Annotated in this window: 20 protein-coding genes; 7 read left to right on the forward strand and 13 right to left on the reverse strand. The window is 33.8% G+C overall.

From position 1 onward, the window contains the following. Positions 1-31: 31 nt before the first annotated feature. The 3 genes from tkt to OCL94_RS01650 all read right to left on the reverse strand — a co-directional run bounded on the left by tkt (position 32) and on the right by OCL94_RS01650 (position 2,607). Entirely contained in the window at positions 32-2,014 is a 1,983-nt protein-coding gene (tkt, locus tag OCL94_RS01640) for a transketolase (RefSeq protein WP_262993900.1), read from the reverse strand. Positions 2,015-2,059: 45 nt separating this feature from the next. Further along, positions 2,060-2,296 carry a DUF896 domain-containing protein gene (locus tag OCL94_RS01645; RefSeq protein ID WP_262993902.1) on the reverse strand — a complete coding sequence of 79 codons (237 nt, stop codon included), beginning with the start codon at positions 2,294-2,296 and terminating at the stop codon, positions 2,060-2,062. 89 nt (positions 2,297-2,385) lie between these two features. Then, the gene (locus tag OCL94_RS01650; protein ID WP_262993904.1) at positions 2,386-2,607 is read right to left on the reverse strand and encodes a hypothetical protein; all 222 of its coding nucleotides are present in this window, start codon (positions 2,605-2,607) and stop codon (positions 2,386-2,388) included. Positions 2,608-2,751: 144 nt separating this feature from the next. On the opposite strand from OCL94_RS01650, the gene lexA reads away from it, so the two are divergent. Both lexA and OCL94_RS01660 read left to right on the forward strand, forming a co-directional pair. Further along, positions 2,752-3,369, forward strand: coding sequence for a transcriptional repressor LexA (lexA, locus tag OCL94_RS01655; RefSeq protein WP_262993906.1), 618 nt, complete (start codon positions 2,752-2,754; stop codon positions 3,367-3,369). A 673-nt stretch (positions 3,370-4,042) separates the two neighbouring features. Further along, positions 4,043-4,783 (forward strand): metal-binding protein ZinT, encoded by a 741-nt coding sequence (locus tag OCL94_RS01660; RefSeq protein ID WP_262993908.1) that lies wholly within the window; start codon positions 4,043-4,045, stop codon positions 4,781-4,783. 72 nt (positions 4,784-4,855) lie between these two features. Here the strand turns inward: OCL94_RS01660 and OCL94_RS01665 are convergent, their stop codons facing one another. The 7 genes from OCL94_RS01665 to OCL94_RS01695 all read right to left on the reverse strand — a co-directional run bounded on the left by OCL94_RS01665 (position 4,856) and on the right by OCL94_RS01695 (position 9,992). Beyond that, positions 4,856-5,104, reverse strand: a complete 249-nt coding sequence (locus tag OCL94_RS01665) for a hypothetical protein (protein ID WP_262993910.1) — start codon at positions 5,102-5,104, stop codon at positions 4,856-4,858. Positions 5,105-5,123: 19 nt separating this feature from the next. After that, positions 5,124-5,504, reverse strand: a complete 381-nt coding sequence (locus OCL94_RS01670; RefSeq protein WP_262993912.1) for a VOC family protein — start codon at positions 5,502-5,504, stop codon at positions 5,124-5,126. A gap of 9 nt (positions 5,505-5,513) precedes the next feature. Further along, entirely contained in the window at positions 5,514-5,936 is a 423-nt protein-coding gene (locus tag OCL94_RS01675) for a hypothetical protein (protein WP_262993913.1), read from the reverse strand. A gap of 300 nt (positions 5,937-6,236) precedes the next feature. After that, positions 6,237-7,220: a GMP reductase gene (guaC, locus tag OCL94_RS01680; protein WP_262993915.1), complete on the reverse strand. Its 984-nt coding sequence runs from the start codon at positions 7,218-7,220 to the stop codon at positions 6,237-6,239. Between the two features lie 239 nt (positions 7,221-7,459). Continuing rightward, positions 7,460-7,729 (reverse strand): 30S ribosomal protein S14, encoded by a 270-nt coding sequence (rpsN, locus tag OCL94_RS01685; RefSeq protein WP_262993917.1) that lies wholly within the window; start codon positions 7,727-7,729, stop codon positions 7,460-7,462. A 15-nt stretch (positions 7,730-7,744) separates the two neighbouring features. Further along, positions 7,745-8,944, reverse strand: a complete 1,200-nt coding sequence (locus OCL94_RS01690; RefSeq protein WP_262993919.1) for a GTP-binding protein — start codon at positions 8,942-8,944, stop codon at positions 7,745-7,747. Between the two features lie 103 nt (positions 8,945-9,047). Then, positions 9,048-9,992, reverse strand: coding sequence for a metal ABC transporter solute-binding protein, Zn/Mn family (locus OCL94_RS01695; RefSeq protein WP_262993921.1), 945 nt, complete (start codon positions 9,990-9,992; stop codon positions 9,048-9,050). Between the two features lie 243 nt (positions 9,993-10,235). On the opposite strand from OCL94_RS01695, the gene OCL94_RS01700 reads away from it, so the two are divergent. From OCL94_RS01700 to OCL94_RS01710, 3 genes are all read left to right on the forward strand, one after another. Beyond that, complete coding sequence (locus OCL94_RS01700; RefSeq protein WP_262993923.1) at positions 10,236-11,432, forward strand: GTP-binding protein; 1,197 nt, start codon at positions 10,236-10,238, stop codon at positions 11,430-11,432. Positions 11,433-11,476: 44 nt separating this feature from the next. After that, positions 11,477-11,626: a 50S ribosomal protein L33 gene (gene rpmG / locus OCL94_RS01705; RefSeq protein ID WP_133430216.1), complete on the forward strand. Its 150-nt coding sequence runs from the start codon at positions 11,477-11,479 to the stop codon at positions 11,624-11,626. Between the two features lie 93 nt (positions 11,627-11,719). Continuing rightward, the gene (locus OCL94_RS01710) at positions 11,720-12,841 is read left to right on the forward strand and encodes an NAD(P)-binding domain-containing protein (RefSeq protein ID WP_262993931.1); all 1,122 of its coding nucleotides are present in this window, start codon (positions 11,720-11,722) and stop codon (positions 12,839-12,841) included. A 117-nt stretch (positions 12,842-12,958) separates the two neighbouring features. On the opposite strand, the gene OCL94_RS01715 is transcribed toward OCL94_RS01710, so the two are convergent. Further along, a complete protein-coding gene (locus OCL94_RS01715) occupies positions 12,959-14,437 on the reverse strand; it encodes a catalase (protein WP_262993933.1) in 1,479 nt (492 codons plus the stop codon). A 246-nt stretch (positions 14,438-14,683) separates the two neighbouring features. Here OCL94_RS01715 and OCL94_RS01720 point away from each other — a divergent pair, with 246 nt between their 5' ends. Together OCL94_RS01720 and OCL94_RS01725 are read left to right on the forward strand one after the other, a co-directional pair. Beyond that, positions 14,684-16,123 carry an amino acid permease gene (locus OCL94_RS01720; protein ID WP_262994353.1) on the forward strand — a complete coding sequence of 480 codons (1,440 nt, stop codon included), beginning with the start codon at positions 14,684-14,686 and terminating at the stop codon, positions 16,121-16,123. A 76-nt stretch (positions 16,124-16,199) separates the two neighbouring features. After that, entirely contained in the window at positions 16,200-16,517 is a 318-nt protein-coding gene (locus OCL94_RS01725) for a hypothetical protein (protein ID WP_262993935.1), read from the forward strand. A 181-nt stretch (positions 16,518-16,698) separates the two neighbouring features. On the opposite strand, the gene panD is transcribed toward OCL94_RS01725, so the two are convergent. Next, complete coding sequence (gene panD, locus OCL94_RS01730; RefSeq protein ID WP_262993937.1) at positions 16,699-17,082, reverse strand: aspartate 1-decarboxylase; 384 nt, start codon at positions 17,080-17,082, stop codon at positions 16,699-16,701. Further along, the gene (gene panC / locus OCL94_RS01735) at positions 17,083-17,937 is read right to left on the reverse strand and encodes a pantoate--beta-alanine ligase (protein ID WP_262993939.1); all 855 of its coding nucleotides are present in this window, start codon (positions 17,935-17,937) and stop codon (positions 17,083-17,085) included. Positions 17,938-17,949 lie beyond the last annotated feature (12 nt).

Raw genomic sequence — 17,949 nt, forward strand, 5'->3', positions numbered from 1 at the left:
TAAAATTCATAAACGATTTGAATAATATTACTTATAAACTTAATACTTCTTTCACTACATTATCAACCGTGAAGCCATATTTCTCCATCACTAATTCGCCAGGTGCACTCGCTCCAAATTGATCGATACCAATTACCTTACCTTGTAAACCGACATATTTGTACCATGCAGCTGTTGCGCCCATTTCAATTGCAACACGTTTCGTTAAATGGCTTGGCATAACCTCTTCTTTATAGTTTGAATCTTGTAAGTCAAAAACTCTCGTATTTGGGACTGAAACGACTTGTACACCTTTACCTTGTGCTTCCAGTACTTTCGCTGCTTCAACCGCTAATCCTACTTCAGATCCAGCTGCAATTAATAAGATTTCAGGTGTTGCTGATTTATATACAACATACGCACCTTTTCGTACACCCGCTTCTACGACTGCTTCTGAAACATTTGTAACGTTTAAGTTTTGACGCGTTAATACTAATGCTGTTGGTACATCTTTAGATTCTAATGCCACTTTCCAAGCAACACGTGATTCGTTTCCGTCAGCTGGTCGAATAACATTTAAATTAGGAATTGCACGTAAGCCTGCTAATTGTTCAATCGGTTCATGTGTTGGACCATCTTCACCAACAGCAATCGAATCATGAGTAAATACATATGTTACAGGTAATCCCATTAATGCTGATAAACGCACTGCTGGTTTTAAGTAATCGCTAAATACGAAGAATGTCGCACCGTATACTTTTAATCCACCATGTGCCGCCATACCATTTAAAGCTGCTCCCATCGCAAATTCTCTAACACCAAACCAAATATTCTTTCCTTCTGGCGCTTCAGCAGAGAAATCTGCTGTATCTTTTACATTTGATTTATTAGAAGATGCTAAGTCAGCTGATCCACCAAAAAATGACGGTACTGTTTTAGCGATGGCCTGAATCATATCACCTGATGTACTACGTGTTGCAGCAGAAGTCCCTACTTCATATTTCGGTAATTCAGCATCATAACCATCAGGTAAATCACCTTTAATTGCTAATTCAAATTGTGCTGCGAGCTCAGGATTCTTTTCCTTGAATTCTGCTAATTTAGCATGCCATGCAGTTTCTGCATCATTTGCACGTTTAATCATCGTTTCATTAAAGATATCATAAACTGATTGTGGTACATCAAATGTAAGATTTGCATCTAATCCGTATGTTTCAAATGCTAAAATACGTTCTTCATTACCTAATGGTGCACCGTGAACGCCATTAGTTCCTTGACGGTTTGGCGAACCGAATCCAATGATCGTCTTAATTTCAATAATCGTTGGTTTATCTGATTGTTTCGCCTGAACAATCGCTTGATCGATTGCCTCACAATCATTACCATCAGTAACGAGTATATGTTCCCAGCCATAAGCTTCAAATCGCCCTTTAATATCTTCAGAAAATGCTTTATTTAACTTACCATCTAATGATATATCATTTGAATCGTATAAAGCAATTAACTTATTTAATTTTAAGTGCCCTGCTAAACTTGCTGCTTCATGCGAAATACCTTCCATTAAATCACCGTCTGAAACAAGCGCATACGTATAATGATCAACAATATCAACATCTTTATTATAAGTTGCTGCTAAATGTTTTTCTGCCATTGCAAAACCAACACTCATTGCAAACCCTTGTCCTAAAGGCCCAGTTGTAATTTCAACACCTTCAGTATGACGATACTCAGGGTGACCAGGCGTTTTTGAGTCCCATTGTCTAAAGTTTTTTAACTCTTCTAATGCTAAACCACCTGATACATGTAATAAAGAATAAAGTAATGCTGAACCATGACCAGCTGAAAGAATAAAGCGGTCTCTGTTAAAGAAATTACTTGAATTTGGATTAAAATTTAAGTGACGTGTCCATAACGTATAAGCAAATGGCGCTGCTCCCATCGGTAAACCTGGATGGCCTGAATTTGCAGCTTCAATTTGGTCAATACTTAATGCTCTAATCGTGTCGATTGCTAATTGATCTTCTTTTGTAAACATTGTTTTCTCCTTTAAAATGTATATTTTGTATTATTCGCGTATTGATTAATCTCTTAACTGATTCATACGTTGAATCACTTTTACTTTTTCTGGTGTCACATCATTTCCTTCAGGATCAATCACTTTTGAATTTTCAATTGTTTTTTGAAAACTATTGCGGAACGTTTGAAGATATTCTTTACGTAACATCGTTTGTTCACGACCCTCTTCTTCAGTTAATCCGACTGTTTTCTTTTTTTGAGCTAACTGATTAATTCTGTCCATCTTTTCTTGTTCTAGCATACACTCAGTCCTTTCCTTCTTAAGATACCAAAAAAAGCGAATGAAACCAACTGGTCGCACTCGCTTTTTATTAAAAATATATGACAATATTAATTTACGACACCCAGGACTTCACCATTCTGTACTGGATCATGAACAACTCGTTCTGAATTCGTACGAACAGAAGCTTGTTCGTATGATTGTTCTGAAACTTGGGTTGAAGAATGTTCATAAATATATTCAGATTGTAACATATATAAAAGACCGAAGACTGTGATAACAATAAATAATAATAAATACATCATAAATTCTTTAGAAACTGTAATTGTCATTGCAAATTCCTCCTAGAACATTTGTTTGTATTTATACTTTAACAGAACGTTTGTTCTATGTCAATCAAAACACGAACAAATGTTTGTTACATACGAACGTATATGCTATAATATGAATAACACCAATATAAGGAGTGTTTAATAATGAGAGAACTCACAAAAAGGCAAGAAGAAATATATGAATATTTAAAACATGTTGTTTCAACAAAAGGTTATCCACCGAGTGTACGTGAAATTGGTGAAGCGGTTGGACTCGCATCCTCTTCAACAGTACATGGGCATTTATCCAGACTTGAAGAAAAAGGATATATCAAACGAGATCCGACAAAACCACGTGCGATTGAAATCGTTCAGGAAGAGTCTCCAATAGATTATTCTGAAACCATCCATGTCCCGGTGATCGGTAAAGTTACAGCTGGTGTGCCTATCACTGCAATCGAAAATGTAGAAGAATACTTTCCGTTACCTGCACATTTTACGAGCAGTCATAATAGCGATATCTTTATTTTAGATGTTGTCGGAGAAAGTATGATTGAAGCTGGTATATATGATAAGGATAAAGTGATTGTCAGAAGACAGTCTATAGCAGAAAACGGAGATATTATCGTGGCGATGACCGATGAAGATGAAGCAACAGTAAAACGTTTCTATAAAGAAAATAACCGATATCGTTTACAGCCTGAAAATAGTACGATGGAGCCAATTTATTTAGATTCAGTGACCGTACTTGGAAAAGTTGTTGGTCTTTTCCGTGAATTTTAATATTTATATAAAAAAAGCGAATGACAATAAAATCATTCGCTTTTTTTAAATTAAATTCGTCTATTTAGTAATATAAAAATAGTATCATCGTCTAAAGAAAATACTTAATTATTTTCTTCCAATGATTTCTTTAACTTGTTCTAATATGTCTTTATGTTCTTTCGTTTTTGTTTCCATCTTACTATCCCCTTATAATCAATGTTACATTATAACAAACTTACAGAAATATATTACCCGAACATACATTTCCTAAACATATTGTTACTCTAGCAATTTTGATTATTCTAAGGTTTGTTAAATATCCTTGTCTATAATACACTACAAAGACTAAAATTACAAATTAATCGTAAAAATAAAACGTCATTTTCCCCTTTTATTGATTAGCATCGCACTAACAAACCCAGCAACTAACAATAATATCGTAATTTTATCGTCTATTATCATTAATCCATATCGACATATAAATAATATGAATACATAAATAAATAACACGAGTATTTTTAAATGATAATTACTCATAATAATCGTAACCTACTTTCAATAGCATTATATTTATCATACCATCAATTGAGTTCACTATCACAACATCAATTAAATAGTAATTATTCCTATTTACATATAAGAGCAACTCCTTTAATATAATACGTAACGATTACGATTAAGGAGTGTTAAAATGAAAAAAACTTTATTAACAAGTATTGGCTTACTTTCAATGAGTTTATTATTTGCCGGATGTAATGCAAATGATAGTACAAAAGATCAGCATGAAGCATCGAATGAAACAAAAACTGAAACAAAACAGGAAAAACACGATTCAAAAGAACATACTCATGATCATAAACATGAACATCATCATCATGCACAATCGAAAGAACAGCAACAAATTTATAAAGGAAACTTTAAAGATGAACAAGTAAAGGATCGTCAATTAACTGACTGGGAAGGTGATTGGCAATCGGTATATCCGTATTTACAAGATGGCACATTAGATGAAGTGTTTAAACATAAAGCTGAAACAGATCATTCTAAATCTGTAAAAGAATATAAAGCTTATTATACGACAGGTTACAAGACTGACATCACTCGCATTAATATCGGTGAGAAAAAGATTGCTTTCTATAAAGGGAAAGAGAATGTAACGGGTGAATACGCATATGACGGCAAAGAAATCCTTAACTATAAAGCTGGTAATCGCGGCGTTCGCTTTATATTCAAAAAAGTTAATGGTGATACAGCTGCACCTGCATATATCCAATTTAGCGATCATATCATTGCCCCTGAAAAAGCATTACATTTCCATATTTATATGGGGAATGATCGTGCTGAACTATTAAAAGAGCTGGACCACTGGCCAACTTATTATCCAAGTGATTTATCAGGTCATGAGATAAAAGATGAAATGTTAGCACATTAACAATAAAAAAATGTGGTAAGCATCTCATTGGATGGTTACCACATTTTTATTATCAATGATTTTTTTCATAAGTTATGCAATCCAGAATTTAAACATATGCATTAATATAATACTGATTAAAAGTATCATAAAAAAACTTACATATCTTTTACGTCTCTGGATATTTCCAAATAATGCACTCATATATAAACCGAGTAAAGTTGTCACATAAAGCAACATTTGTACATATAAATTAATTTGTCCTCGCCCATGAATAAAAGGCGTTACAATTAATAAAATTAAGCTCATAATACTTAACACAACTACAATTAATCGATACATTGTTTATCCTTCCTTTAAGCTACATAACGATGACATTAAATAGATGATTATCTAAATCAGTAAATGTCAAACCGTAATAGCCATTCTTTTCACCTGGTTCACTTAATACCGTCCCACCGTTTATTCGTATACGTTCTGCAAACGCATCGACAGCTGCTCTACTTTCCATGTCAAATGATATAATTGTTTCAGGATAATCCGTACTACTTCTACTTTCTTTTCCAATAAATGATTCCAATACATCTTTACGAAACAGACAAATCACTTGTTTGCCAACCATTATGCCAGCCAGTGTTTCATCATTAGAACGTTCTTCATTGATTTCAAATCCAATATTTCTGAAAAATGTTGTAGATGCTTTTACATCTGCAACAGGCAAGTTAATCCAGTATGACTTCATATGCTAACCTCATTTCGATTTATGTAAGTTAATTAATGGTACACTTGATTTAATCACTTGATTAGACACTATTAAATGTTTAAGTTCTTCTGCTATATCCAATTGATTTAAATAATCAAAATCTAACCATGCATATGGTGCACGGACTTTAAACTCTTTATTATTTTTTGCATTAAAAACAAATGCAGTATCATTTGCTAGTTTCTTCCCAAACCATGTATTGAATAATTTTTGTTCTTCCACAACGAACAATATCCCACCCACTTTAATATCGTGGTTCAGTTTTTTAGCAAATTGTTCTGCTGTATCTTTTATTGTCGTTTGTCCTGCTTTCACAACACTCGGTAACTTCATTTGTTTATTACCAAAATCCTGTACTAATATTTTATCTTCTGTCGTAATTAGTAATGATGCTGATATTTTCTCTTTCATTGCATGAACTCCTTAAAAACATAATATTACAAAATGTTTATTTTTTTAATTATTTGAAAGTTTTATATAAATACAATCGATTCCAAACAGCAATGGCGCAAACAATTTTTGACCATTAAGATGATTTGATCGGGTAACTGAAGTACATTTAAAGGAAAGATTAATACAAATAATATTAATAATACAAGCACAATAAATGTAAATGTTATTTGTTTCATCGCTCACCTCAAAAAATTAAGAACATACACATTGTGTATGTTCTTAATTATAACAAATTTATGCATCAACTGTTAATGATGCTTAATAATCTTTATCACCATTAAAAATTGAATTTTTAACAATCACATAATCTACAGTCGTTAATGCTTTTAAATCTTTACCACCCGCATATGAAATAGAAGATTGTAAATCTTGTTCCATTTCAATTAATTTCTCTTTTAAAGAACCTTTATGTTCAACGAAAAGCTTCTTACCTTCTACGTTTTTACGTTCACCTTTTTGGTATTCAGATGCACTACCAAAATACTCTTTATAAAGCTTACCATCTTTTTCAATCGTTTCACCTGGTGATTCATCATGTGCTGCTAATAAAGATCCGATCATTACCATTGATGCACCGAAACGAATTGACTTCGCAATATCACCATGTGTACGAATACCACCATCAGCAATTAAAGGTTTACGTGCTGCTTTTGAACATAAACGAAGGGCTGCTAATTGCCATCCACCTGTTCCGAATCCTGTTTTAATTTTTGTAATACAAACACGCCCTGGTCCGATACCAACTTTAGTTGCATCTGCGCCTGCATTTTCTAGTTCACGCACAGCTTCAGGTGTTCCGACATTTCCTGCGATTAAGAACGTATCTGGAATGTGTTTTTTGATGTGGTGAATCATATCAATAACTTGATCTGAATGACCATGTGCAATATCGATTGTAATATATTCAGGTATTAAATTTTCTTTCGCTAACGTTTCAACAAATTCATATTCTCCAGGTTTAACACCTACAGAGATTGATGCGAATAATCCTTGAGACTGCATTTTTTTAATGAACGGAATACGCGCAGCTTCATCGAAACGGTGCATTATATAAAAATATTGATTACGCGCAAACTTTTCTGCTAATGCTTCATTCATTACTGTTTGCATATTAGCAGGGACAACAGGAATTCTAAACTTTAAAGGACCAAACTGAACTGAAGTATCACATTCTGAACGACTTTTTACGATACACTTATTAGGAACGAGTTGAATATCTTCATAATCAAATACATCTTGCATTGTTAAAAACCTCTATTCATATAATTTATTATTCACGAATAATAATCCTTATTTCTCACTTATTATTCGTCCAAATGACACTTTACCTTTAATTTGATAAAAAGTAAAGCATAAAATAAAGAAAAAAACGAATAAACGACAAAAATGCAATGCTCGTTGTGTTTATTCGTTCATAACAAAGTCGTGTCCATTGCCTATACAATGACATGAATACGAATGTAATATAATCAAAATTATATTTACCAACTCGATTTTTTTACGCCAGGAATTTGGCCTTTATGCGCAAGTTCTCTAAATGCAATTCTCGATAGTTTAAATTTACGATAAACACTTCTCGGTCTTCCTGTTACTTCACATCGATTGGTTAATCGTATCGGTGCAGAATCTCTAGGTAGCTTTTGTAGTGCTTGATAATCTCCTGCTGCTTTTAATGCCTCTCTTTTTTCTCTGTATTGCGCTACTAATGCTTGGCGTTTTGCTTCTTTTGCTATTTTAGATTTTTTAGCCATAAGTTCTCCTTTGAATTATATTTTTTTAATTTGCCAGCCATATGGATCTTGAAAGGTTTGCCAGTCTTCATTGATTTCATTCGTTTTAAGTAAACAATCATCCAACTGTGCTGTTAATTGCTGTGGATTTAAATCCGTACCGATAATGACTATCTTTGTATGGCGATCGCCGTATTCTAAATCCCATTCATTTAATACTTCAGGGCGTTCGCTCAATATGCTATCTCGTTCATGTGAGGGCATTGCTGCAACCCAGTAAGTAATTGGTGAGATATCTACAGATGGTCCAGCTTGTGAGAATAAACATGCGACAGTATTATAATTTGCCAGCCACGTAATGCCCTTTGCACGTACAACAGATGGATCAATCGATTGCGTCCAGTCATAGAAACGTCTCGGATGAAATGGTAACGTTCTATGATAAACGAATGAACTAATGCCATATTCTTCAGTTTCTGGCGTATGTGTATGATGCCCCCCTTCAGTCAGTTCTTTTATCCACCCGGCTGAATCAGCAGCTGTTTCAAAATCAAATAAGTGCGTATTAAGTATTGCTGTCGGGTCAACACCCGCGTGACTTGTTTCGAGAAACTTCGCTGTTGGTTGCAATGTTCTAAGTACTTTGATTAATTTCTCCTTTTCAGATGTTGATATTAAATCAACTTTATTTAATATTAATACATCACAAAATTCTATTTGATCAATGAGTAAATCTGCAATATTACGTTCATCTTCATTACCTACTGCTTCTTTTCGATCTAATAATGAATCTCCTGACTGAAAATCTTTCATAAAGCGATTCGCATCAACAACTGTTACCATCGTGTCTAAACGACAAAACTCAGATAAATCGATATTCAATGTTTCATCAACATATGAAAACGTCTGTGCAACTGGTACAGGTTCTGATATACCTGTTGACTCAATAATGATATAATCAATGTCACCTTTTGATGCTAGTTTTTTCACTTCAATAAGTAAATCTTCTCTCAACGTACAGCAGATACAGCCATTAGATAATTCGACTAACTTTTCATCTGTACGAGATAATGCACTGCCATTTGCAATTAAATCTGCATCGATATTCACTTCGCTCATATCATTAACGATAACTGCTATTTTCATATCTTTTGTTTCATTTAATATATGATTTAATAACGTCGTTTTCCCGGCACCTAAGTATCCACTTAATACTGTGACTGGTATTCTTTTCATACTATACAACTCCTAAATCGTAATTGTTACGATTCATAATATAGCATATCATAAATTTGAAGTAAAATAAAAATTGAGCTCGGAATATCCGAACTCAATTGTATTAATTATCATTTAATGCTTTATTTAATGATTTAATGTTTTCTTTCATTAAATCCTGATAGGTGACATCTTTCTTATCTTTATCCGTTAAGACTGCCATATTATGAAACGGTGCTGCTTCAGCTTTCGTTTTATCTTTAATAATATCAACTGTTTTTGTCGGGATGTTTTGTTCATATAAGATTACTGATGCTTTCGCTTTATTAATATCATTAATCATTGTAATGATATCACTTTGAGAAGGTTCTTCATTATTCATACCAGATACACCTTCTTGTTTAAAACCATATCGCTTCGCTAAATAACCAAGAGAATCGTGAGAAATGAAAACTGTGTCATGTTTTTTATTTTGTGCAATTGAAGCTAATTCTTTATCCATTGCATCAATTTCTTTCACAAGTTTTTCGTAATTTTTAGTATAATCTTTTTCGTTCTTTTTGTCTTTCTTAATTAATTCGTCTTTAATCACTTTTGCAAAAGCTTTATTAAATACAGGATCTAACCATACATGTGGATCATGTGCACCATGGTCGTGATGGTCATGCCCTTCTTCACCGTGTTCATGTTCATGCGCTTCGCCAGCTAATAAATCATGTTCATCGATACCTTTAGCTAACTCAACCGTTTTTTCTTTTTTGTTGACTGATTTTGCAATTTTGCCTGCAACTTGGTCTAGTTCAGCACTTGAATAAAAGAATAAGTCACTTTTTGCAACTTTCATAGTATCTTTTTGTGTCGGTTCGAATGAATGAATATCAATACCGTTTGGATAAATACTTGAAACATTTACATGTTCCCCGCCAATTTGTTCAATCATACTTTTGAACGGGAATACTGTCGTATAAATTTCCAGCTTACCACTATTATTTTGCTTACTTGCTGTATTACCGCACGCTGCCATTAATATTAATGTAGCGATGAGTAATAATGAAAAAATCTTCTTCATATTTGTCATCTCCTATTTCGTAATCATTACGCTTTAACATTCTATACTTATTATATAAGAATTGCAATACTCATTTCCACTTTCAAAATATTCTATAGTTTTATAAGACAATACAAATTCATTCACAACAAATCTATAGAAGAAAAAAAAGAAATTCTGTTAATTTAATAAAAAATGCTTTACAAAATAAAAATAAGCGCGTATTATTGTAAATCGTAAAGATTACGAATTGGAGGCAACAACTTGAAAGTCCCTATTACAGTATTAAGTGGATTCTTAGGAAGTGGTAAAACAACATTACTGAATCATATATTAACGAATAACGAAAATAAGAAAATTGGTGTAATCGTCAATGATATGAGTGAAGTGAATGTTGATGCAGATTTAGTACACATGTCACGTACGGATGAAAAAATGATTCAGCTTCAAAATGGTTGCATTTGTTGTACATTAAGAGAAGATTTATTAATCGAAATCGATAAATTAGTGAAAAATAGTGAACTTGACTACATAGTCATTGAATCAACAGGTATTTCAGAACCGGTACCAGTTGCACAAACATTAACATTAAACGATGAAGTACTCAATATTAATTTAGCTGAAACAACAATTCTAGATACAATGGTAACCGTTGTTGATGCCAATCGTTTCTGGGATGATTATGCTTCTGGCGATTCATTAATCGATCGTAAGATGGCCAATGATGAAACGGATACGCGTGAAGTCATTGACTTATTAATTGATCAAATTGAATTTGCAAATGTCATTCTATTAAATAAATGTGATTTAGTGCATGATGAAGATTTAAAAGAATTAGAAGCATTATTACATCAATTAAATCCAGAGGCTAATATTTACCGAACAGAGCATTCTATTATTGCGTTAGACAACATTTTAAACACGCGTTTATTCGATTTCGATAAAGCAAGTCAAGCAGCTGGCTGGATTAAAGAACTTAACGAGGAACATACGCCAGAAACTGAAGAGTATGGCATTGCATCTTTTGTTTATAAACGACAACGTCCATTTCATCCAGAACGCTTCATGCATTTCTTAGAGCATTTCTCTTTAGATATCATTCGTTCGAAAGGTTTCTTTTGGTTAGCAACACGCAATAATATGTGTGGCTTATTATCTCAAGCTGGGAATTCTATGCAAATTCAAGGTGCGGGCGAATGGATTGCTACGTATAGCGAAGCAGATATTGAAGCGAAAATGCAGGAAGATCCAACACTAAAAGCAAGATGGCATAGTGAATTTGGTGACCGCCAGACTGAACTTGTATTCATTGGTATTGAAATGAACAAAGCACAAATTATTCAAGAACTTGATGCTTGTCTTTTAACAGATGAAGAATTGTCGCAAGACTGGACAACATTTAACGACCCTCTTCCACAATTCACTGTCGCTGAATCTGTTGAAGCAGATGTTGTTTTATAATTGAATTTAATCAAATAATTTAAAAATTAAAGGAGACGAAAAAAATGAGAGTAAATGTAACTTTAGCTTGTACAGAATGTGGAGATCGTAACTATATTACAAAGAAAAATAAAAGAAATAATCCTGAGCGTATTGAATTAATGAAATACTGCCCAAGATTAAAAAAATACACTTTACACCGTGAAACAAAATAATTATCGTTAAACGTGCAAAATTTTTGCGTTTATATATATTTATACGACAACAGGCATCCCCTTTCGGATGCCTATTTTTATAAGGAGGATAAAATGAGAACCATTATCATCGGCGGTGGTATACAAGGTATTACAATCGCATTAAAACTATTAGAAGAACGAAAACTAACCATACACGATTTATTAATCATCGACCCTTATCCTTTTATTTCAAGATGGAAAACCATCACTAATAAAATCGGAATGGATTATTTACGTTCACCACTTGTGCATCACGTTCATCCGAATCCGATGCATTTGAAACAATATGCAAAAGAAGAAGACTATGCTCAAGGCTTCAGTGGCTATTATCAAAAACCTCAACTTGAAATGTTTAACAACCATATTAATGATCAAATAAAACGATATGCATTAGATCACTGTTTCGAACAGGATAAAGTAATCAACTTGAAGCGTAACAATAATACATTGACTTTAATCACTGAAAAAACGACATATCAGTGTGATCGTGTCATTCTAGCAACAGGTATGAATCACTTACATGCTGTTCCTGACTATATGAAATCTGTTGCACAAGATAAATACGACCATGTATTTAAACAAAATGAAGCAATTGATAATCAAACAGACGTGATAGTAGGAGGTGGTATTACTGCTTTCCATTTAGCACGAAAATTATCATCAAACAAAAAAATAACATTAATTATGCGACATGATATTCGTTGTCATGAATTAGATGCAGATCCTGGATGGCTCGGACCCAAAAATATGAGTCAATTTGAAAAAGTAACTGACTACAGTGAACGTAGAATGATGATAAAAACAGCCCGTCATAGAGGTTCTGTTCCGTTACATTTGAAACAATCAATACTTAATCTCAAACGTCAAAATAAAGTGGAAATAATTACACAGACCATTGATAAAGTCAACGATACAAGTATCTATTTCTCAGATGGTACAAGTCTTGCCTATCAAAAAATAATACTCGCAACAGGCTGCGAACCTAGTTTAAATAACGATGTATTGATTCAAAACATTATTCGAAGTTTCAATGCACCTATTGCTGAATGTGGTTTCCCAATCGTAACTAAAAACTTAGAATGGATTCCAGGTATATTTGTAGCTGGCCCATTAGCTGAATTAGAACTTGGTCCAATCAGTCGTAATATTATTGGAGGACGTAAAGCTTCTGAAAGAATAGCTGAAGCGATATAAAGAAAAGAAAAGAAAAGAATAGATTAAAAAAATAAATCAAGAGGATGAGACATTTGTCTTCATCCTCTTAATATTAATAACATAAACGGCGGAACACTTCTGTCCCTTCCTTTATCTTTATTCCACTGTTAAATCTACTTCATTAATATCGATATGCATTGCTGCTGCAACACCTTGTCCATATAAAGGATCCGCTTTATAACAATGTCTAATATGACGATGCTTAATTGGTGTTGAAACATCTTTCATTTCATTCGCTGTATTTTCAAATAAGCGCTTCTGTTCTTCCGGAGAAAGAATGTTAAATAATCGACCTGGCTGTTCAAAATAATTACAATCGTCTTCTCGGAAATTCCACTCATATACCGCACTATCAACAGCTAAAGCAGGCTTTTTAAATTGCGCATTATCTTGATGATGCTGATATTGGTTAGGATAGTAATTCGTATGACTACCTAAATTGCCATCAACACGCATCGCACCATCTCTTGAAAATGGACAGCCCCCTGTTACAGCTTTCGGTGAATTTACTGGAATTTGATGATGATTCACACCTAAGCGATATCGTTGTGCATCACCATATGAGAATAAACGGCCTTGTAACATTTTATCTGGTGAGAAATCAATACCAGGGATAATATTTGTTGGTGCAAAAGCTGCTTGTTCTACTTCAGCAAAATAGTTTTCTGGATTTTTATTTAATTCAAATTCTCCAACTGGAATCAATGGATATTCTGATTTATACCATACTTTCGTTAAATCAAACGGATTATCTTTATGATTTCTTGCTTGTTCTTCTGTCATGACTTGAATATACATTTTCCATTTTGGAAAATCACCTGCTTCAATTGCATTAAATAAATCACGTTGACTTGATTCTCTATCTTTCGAAATAATTTGAGCAGCTTCATCACTTGTTAAATTCTCAATCCCTTGCTCTGTTCTAAAATGGAATTTAACCCATACACGTTCACCTGCATCATTGTACATGCTGTAAGTATGAGAACCGAAACCATGCATATGTCTAAATCCTTTCGGAATACCACGGTCACTCATCAATATCGTTACTTGGTGTAATGCTTCAGGTAAAGACGTCCAGAAGTCCCAGTTATTTTCTGGGTTATGCATATTCGTTTTTGGGTCACGTTTCACGACATGGTTTAAACTAGCAAATAACTTTGGGTCACGGAAGAAGAATACAGGTGTATTATTCCCTACTAAATCCCAGTTGCCTTCTTCTGTGTAGAATTTTAAGGCAAAACCACGAATATCACGTTCTGCTTCTGCAGCGCCACGCTCACCTGCAACAGTAGAGAAACGAGCAAACATTTGTGTTTGTTTCCCAATTTCACTAAATATTTTAGCATTTGTATATTGTGTAATATCATGTGTTACTGTAAATGTACCATAAGCACCACTCCCTTTAGCATGCATGCGTCGCTCAGGAATTACTTCTCTATCAAAATGTGCCATTTGTTCTAAAAAATAAATATCCTGCATCACTAAAGGACCACGAGGACCAGCTGTCATTGAATTTTCTCGATCACCTACTGGCGCGCCAAATAAACCTCTTAATTGATTATTATTTTCTGTCATGCTTAATTCCCCCTCAAAATTATAAGAAAATGATTTCTTATTTATAGTAAATATAAATGAGAAATGCATGAAAAATCAAATGATTTACACTATTCAAAAATAATCTCTATTTCACTTTAACGCTAAAAAGCATAGACGCGTTAAAACTTTTACTTGATAAATCTTTTGAAACATCATACAATAGTAAACATATTCTCTAAAGTACCATTTTTAATCATTATTTTATTAAGAAAGTTAGGTGTTGTTATGGAAACGAAACAAATGGACAGAGATTTGAAAACACGCCATATTTCAATGATTGCAATTGGTGGATCAATTGGAACAGGATTATTCATGGCTAGTGGCGCAGTGATTTCACAGGCTGGGCCAGGTGGTGCACTGATTGCATATGCCATAATAGGTGTCATGATTTATTTTCTAATGACAGCACTTGGAGAACTTGCAACGTTTTATCCTGTATCTGGAGCATTTAATGCATACGCAAGTCGTTTTATCGATCCAGCAGCAGGGTTTACTGTCGGATGGTTATACTGGATAATATGGAGTTTAGTAACGAGCGTTGACATTCTCACTGCAGCACAAGTATTAAGTTACTGGCATATATTTTCAAACATACATCCGTTTATTTGGTGTCTTATCTTTTTAGGGTTATTATTTGCACTGAATGCTTTTTCTGTAAAATTATTTGGTGAAGCTGAATTCTGGTTTAGTATTATTAAAGTCATTACGATTATTATCTTTTTAATTATGGGATTATTATTAATCTTTGGTATCATCGGAGGCGAGCCTATCGGATTTAAAAATTTCACAATTGGCGATGCACCTTTTCATAATGGCCTACTAGGACTATTAGGAGTCCTTGTTGTTGCAGGATTTTCGTTCGGTGGAACAGAAGTGGTAGCCGTTACAGCGGGCGAATCAGAAAATCCAGAAGAATCGATGCCTAAAGCAATTAAACAAGTCTTTTGGCGTATATTACTCTTTTACATTGGGTCAATATTTATTATTGCTTGTATCATACCGTATACTGATCCAAGATTACTGAATCAACATAGTGATATTGCAATGAGTCCATTCACGATTATCTTTGAAAAAGTCGGTATATTATTTGCAGCATCTGTAATGAATGCCATCATCTTAACTGCTGTCCTGAGCGCTGGTAATTCAGGCTTATATGCAACGAGCCGCTTACTTTTCTCACTGAGTCAAGATGGTAAAGCGCCGCGTTTCCTTGGTAAGTTAAGTAAAAAAAATATGCCATTTAATGCATTAGTCGTTACAACTGTATTTATTATTATGACTTTAATTTATGCTAATATTAATATAGGTGGCTACGGTAAATTATTAAATATGATTGGTACACTTGTATTACTTGTCTGGAGTATTAGTATTATTAGTCATATGCGTTTGCGTAAAGCAATTAAAGTACAAAATAAAGATATTAATGCATTACTTCCATTTAAAGCACCACTTTATCCAGTTGGGCCGATCATCGTATTATGTACAATTGCATTTTTAATGGTGGGTCAATGTTTCTCTGATATTCAAGTTGGCAACTGGCCGAAAGTAATTGAAACATTTATTCCATTATTCGTAGCGATGATCGTTTATATTGCTTATAAATTCATTAAGCAAACGAAATTCATAGCATCAGACGAAATGGATTTATCAGAACATCGTTTATAACGACAAACCCCTTACAAAACTGCTGTACTTTGTAAGGGGTTTCTTTGTATAATGAAGTTAATAAGGAGTGAGGTCAATGACAGCAGGTCAAACAAATTTATTTGATGATGTATTAAAAACAGGTGAAAAATTTGTTATCGTTGTTCAAGGCGTTTATGAAAAAAACGGTCAAATCATCAAAAAAATATTACGAGAATATCCAAGTCTTGATAGCCATGCAATGCATCGACTGTTTGATCATTTAAAAGATACGTATACAAATGAACCATTTGAAGATGGTATGGTATTTTATGATATTACAGTTTATACAAATGAAGATTATGCAGCTGATCACATTTTTGCGCATACGAAACTTCATCGCGGTAGTCATGACTGGACACATACCTCAAAATAAATGAAGAGGCTGGGACAGAAGTATTATGCTCGCAAAACAACCGAACGAAACGCATAAATCGCGCTTTGATTTATCGTTTTCGTTCGGTTGTTGTCGTAGTGGCTACTTCTATTCCGCCGTTTAAGCTGTTAATCGTATGAGGGCAAAGCATTCTGTCTCACCCTCTTCTATTTGTGTACTTTTATAAGACGATTGTATTTGCTGTCTCATGTAATAATTGTTTAATTTGATTGTTTTCATCCATCACTGCAACTTTAGGCACATGATGTTTAATTTCTTCATCATTCAATTGTGCATAAGAGATTATGATCACAATATCATCCACTTGCACTAAACGCGCTGCAGCGCCATTTAAACAAACAACGCCACTACCTCTTTCCCCTGAAATCACATATGTTTCAAGACGAGCACCATTATTATTATTCACAATTTGCACTTTTTCGTTCGGTAAAATATCAACCGCGTCCAGTATATCCTGATCAATTGTAATACTGCCTACATAATTTAAATTTGCTTCAGTAACTCGTGCACGGTGAATCTTGCCATTCATCATTGTTCTAATCATTTATTGTTCATCCTTTAAAATTATATTATCAATCAATCTTGCGTTACTATACTTTACGGCAAGTGAGATAAATACTTGTGATTTAATCACTTCAACTTGCTTTAACTGAGGGTAACTATAAATGGCTACTTCATCAATTATACCTGCTGTATGCTGTGTTAAAAAGGTTTTAATCGCATTTTCAATCACTTCAACATTACGCTCACCTTTATCAAATAAAGTCTTGGCAACTTGTAAACTTTGTGATAAGGCGACTGCTTCTCGGCGCTCATTTTCAGTTAAATAAATATTTCTTGAACTTTTCGCTAATCCATCAGCTTCACGAACGATATCTATGCCTACAATTTCTATAGGGTGATTCATCTCTATAACCATTTGTTCGATAATCGCAAGTTGTTGTGCATCTTTTTTTCCGAAATATGCTTTATCAGGTTGAACGATATTAAAGAGTTTATTGACAACCGTTACAACACCATCAAAATGTCCTGGTCGCTTCGCCCCTTCTAATACTTGTGCCATTGCACCTACTGTCAGTTGTATTTGCAAAGGGTTTGAATACATTTCTTCTGGCGAAGGCGCAAATACATAATCAATACCGTTGTCAGCTAAAAAGGCCTGGTCTTGATCAATTTGTCTTGGATAATCATCATAATCTTCATTCGGTCCAAATTGTAATGGATTCACAAACACACTAGCGATAACGACATCGTTCTCACTTTGTGCTCGCTTCATCAATGTCATATGACCTTCATGTAATGCTCCCATCGTTGGCACAAGTCCAATTGATTTTAATTCTTTTTTCAATGATTTTACAATTGCCTGCATTTCTTGTATCGTCGTAACTTTTATAGTCAATGTTAACCTCAC

The sequence above is a fragment of the Macrococcus capreoli genome, assembly GCF_025628935.1.
GTDB lineage: Bacteria > Bacillota > Bacilli > Staphylococcales > Staphylococcaceae > Macrococcoides > Macrococcoides capreoli.

What these genes read in the sequence shown, in the direction of transcription:
- rpsN (WP_262993917.1), bottom strand. Translation starts at nt 7,729, where the DNA reads ATGGCTAAAAAATCTAAAATAGCAAAAGAAGCAAAACGCCAAGCATTA.
- OCL94_RS01650 (WP_262993904.1), bottom strand. Translation starts at nt 2,607, where the DNA reads ATGACAATTACAGTTTCTAAAGAATTTATGATGTATTTATTATTATTT.
- OCL94_RS01715 (WP_262993933.1), bottom strand. Translation starts at nt 14,437, where the DNA reads ATGACAGAAAATAATAATCAATTAAGAGGTTTATTTGGCGCGCCAGTA.
- OCL94_RS01660 (WP_262993908.1), top strand. Translation starts at nt 4,043, where the DNA reads ATGAAAAAAACTTTATTAACAAGTATTGGCTTACTTTCAATGAGTTTA.
- lexA (WP_262993906.1), top strand. Translation starts at nt 2,752, where the DNA reads ATGAGAGAACTCACAAAAAGGCAAGAAGAAATATATGAATATTTAAAA.
- guaC (WP_262993915.1), bottom strand. Translation starts at nt 7,220, where the DNA reads ATGCAAGATGTATTTGATTATGAAGATATTCAACTCGTTCCTAATAAG.
- OCL94_RS01670 (WP_262993912.1), bottom strand. Translation starts at nt 5,504, where the DNA reads ATGAAGTCATACTGGATTAACTTGCCTGTTGCAGATGTAAAAGCATCT.
- panD (WP_262993937.1), bottom strand. Translation starts at nt 17,082, where the DNA reads ATGATTAGAACAATGATGAATGGCAAGATTCACCGTGCACGAGTTACT.
- OCL94_RS01695 (WP_262993921.1), bottom strand. Translation starts at nt 9,992, where the DNA reads ATGAAGAAGATTTTTTCATTATTACTCATCGCTACATTAATATTAATG.
- OCL94_RS01675 (WP_262993913.1), bottom strand. Translation starts at nt 5,936, where the DNA reads ATGAAAGAGAAAATATCAGCATCATTACTAATTACGACAGAAGATAAA.
- OCL94_RS01710 (WP_262993931.1), top strand. Translation starts at nt 11,720, where the DNA reads ATGAGAACCATTATCATCGGCGGTGGTATACAAGGTATTACAATCGCA.
- OCL94_RS01645 (WP_262993902.1), bottom strand. Translation starts at nt 2,296, where the DNA reads ATGCTAGAACAAGAAAAGATGGACAGAATTAATCAGTTAGCTCAAAAA.
- OCL94_RS01720 (WP_262994353.1), top strand. Translation starts at nt 14,684, where the DNA reads ATGGAAACGAAACAAATGGACAGAGATTTGAAAACACGCCATATTTCA.
- OCL94_RS01665 (WP_262993910.1), bottom strand. Translation starts at nt 5,104, where the DNA reads ATGTATCGATTAATTGTAGTTGTGTTAAGTATTATGAGCTTAATTTTA.
- rpmG (WP_133430216.1), top strand. Translation starts at nt 11,477, where the DNA reads ATGAGAGTAAATGTAACTTTAGCTTGTACAGAATGTGGAGATCGTAAC.
- tkt (WP_262993900.1), bottom strand. Translation starts at nt 2,014, where the DNA reads ATGTTTACAAAAGAAGATCAATTAGCAATCGACACGATTAGAGCATTA.
- OCL94_RS01690 (WP_262993919.1), bottom strand. Translation starts at nt 8,944, where the DNA reads ATGAAAAGAATACCAGTCACAGTATTAAGTGGATACTTAGGTGCCGGG.
- OCL94_RS01725 (WP_262993935.1), top strand. Translation starts at nt 16,200, where the DNA reads ATGACAGCAGGTCAAACAAATTTATTTGATGATGTATTAAAAACAGGT.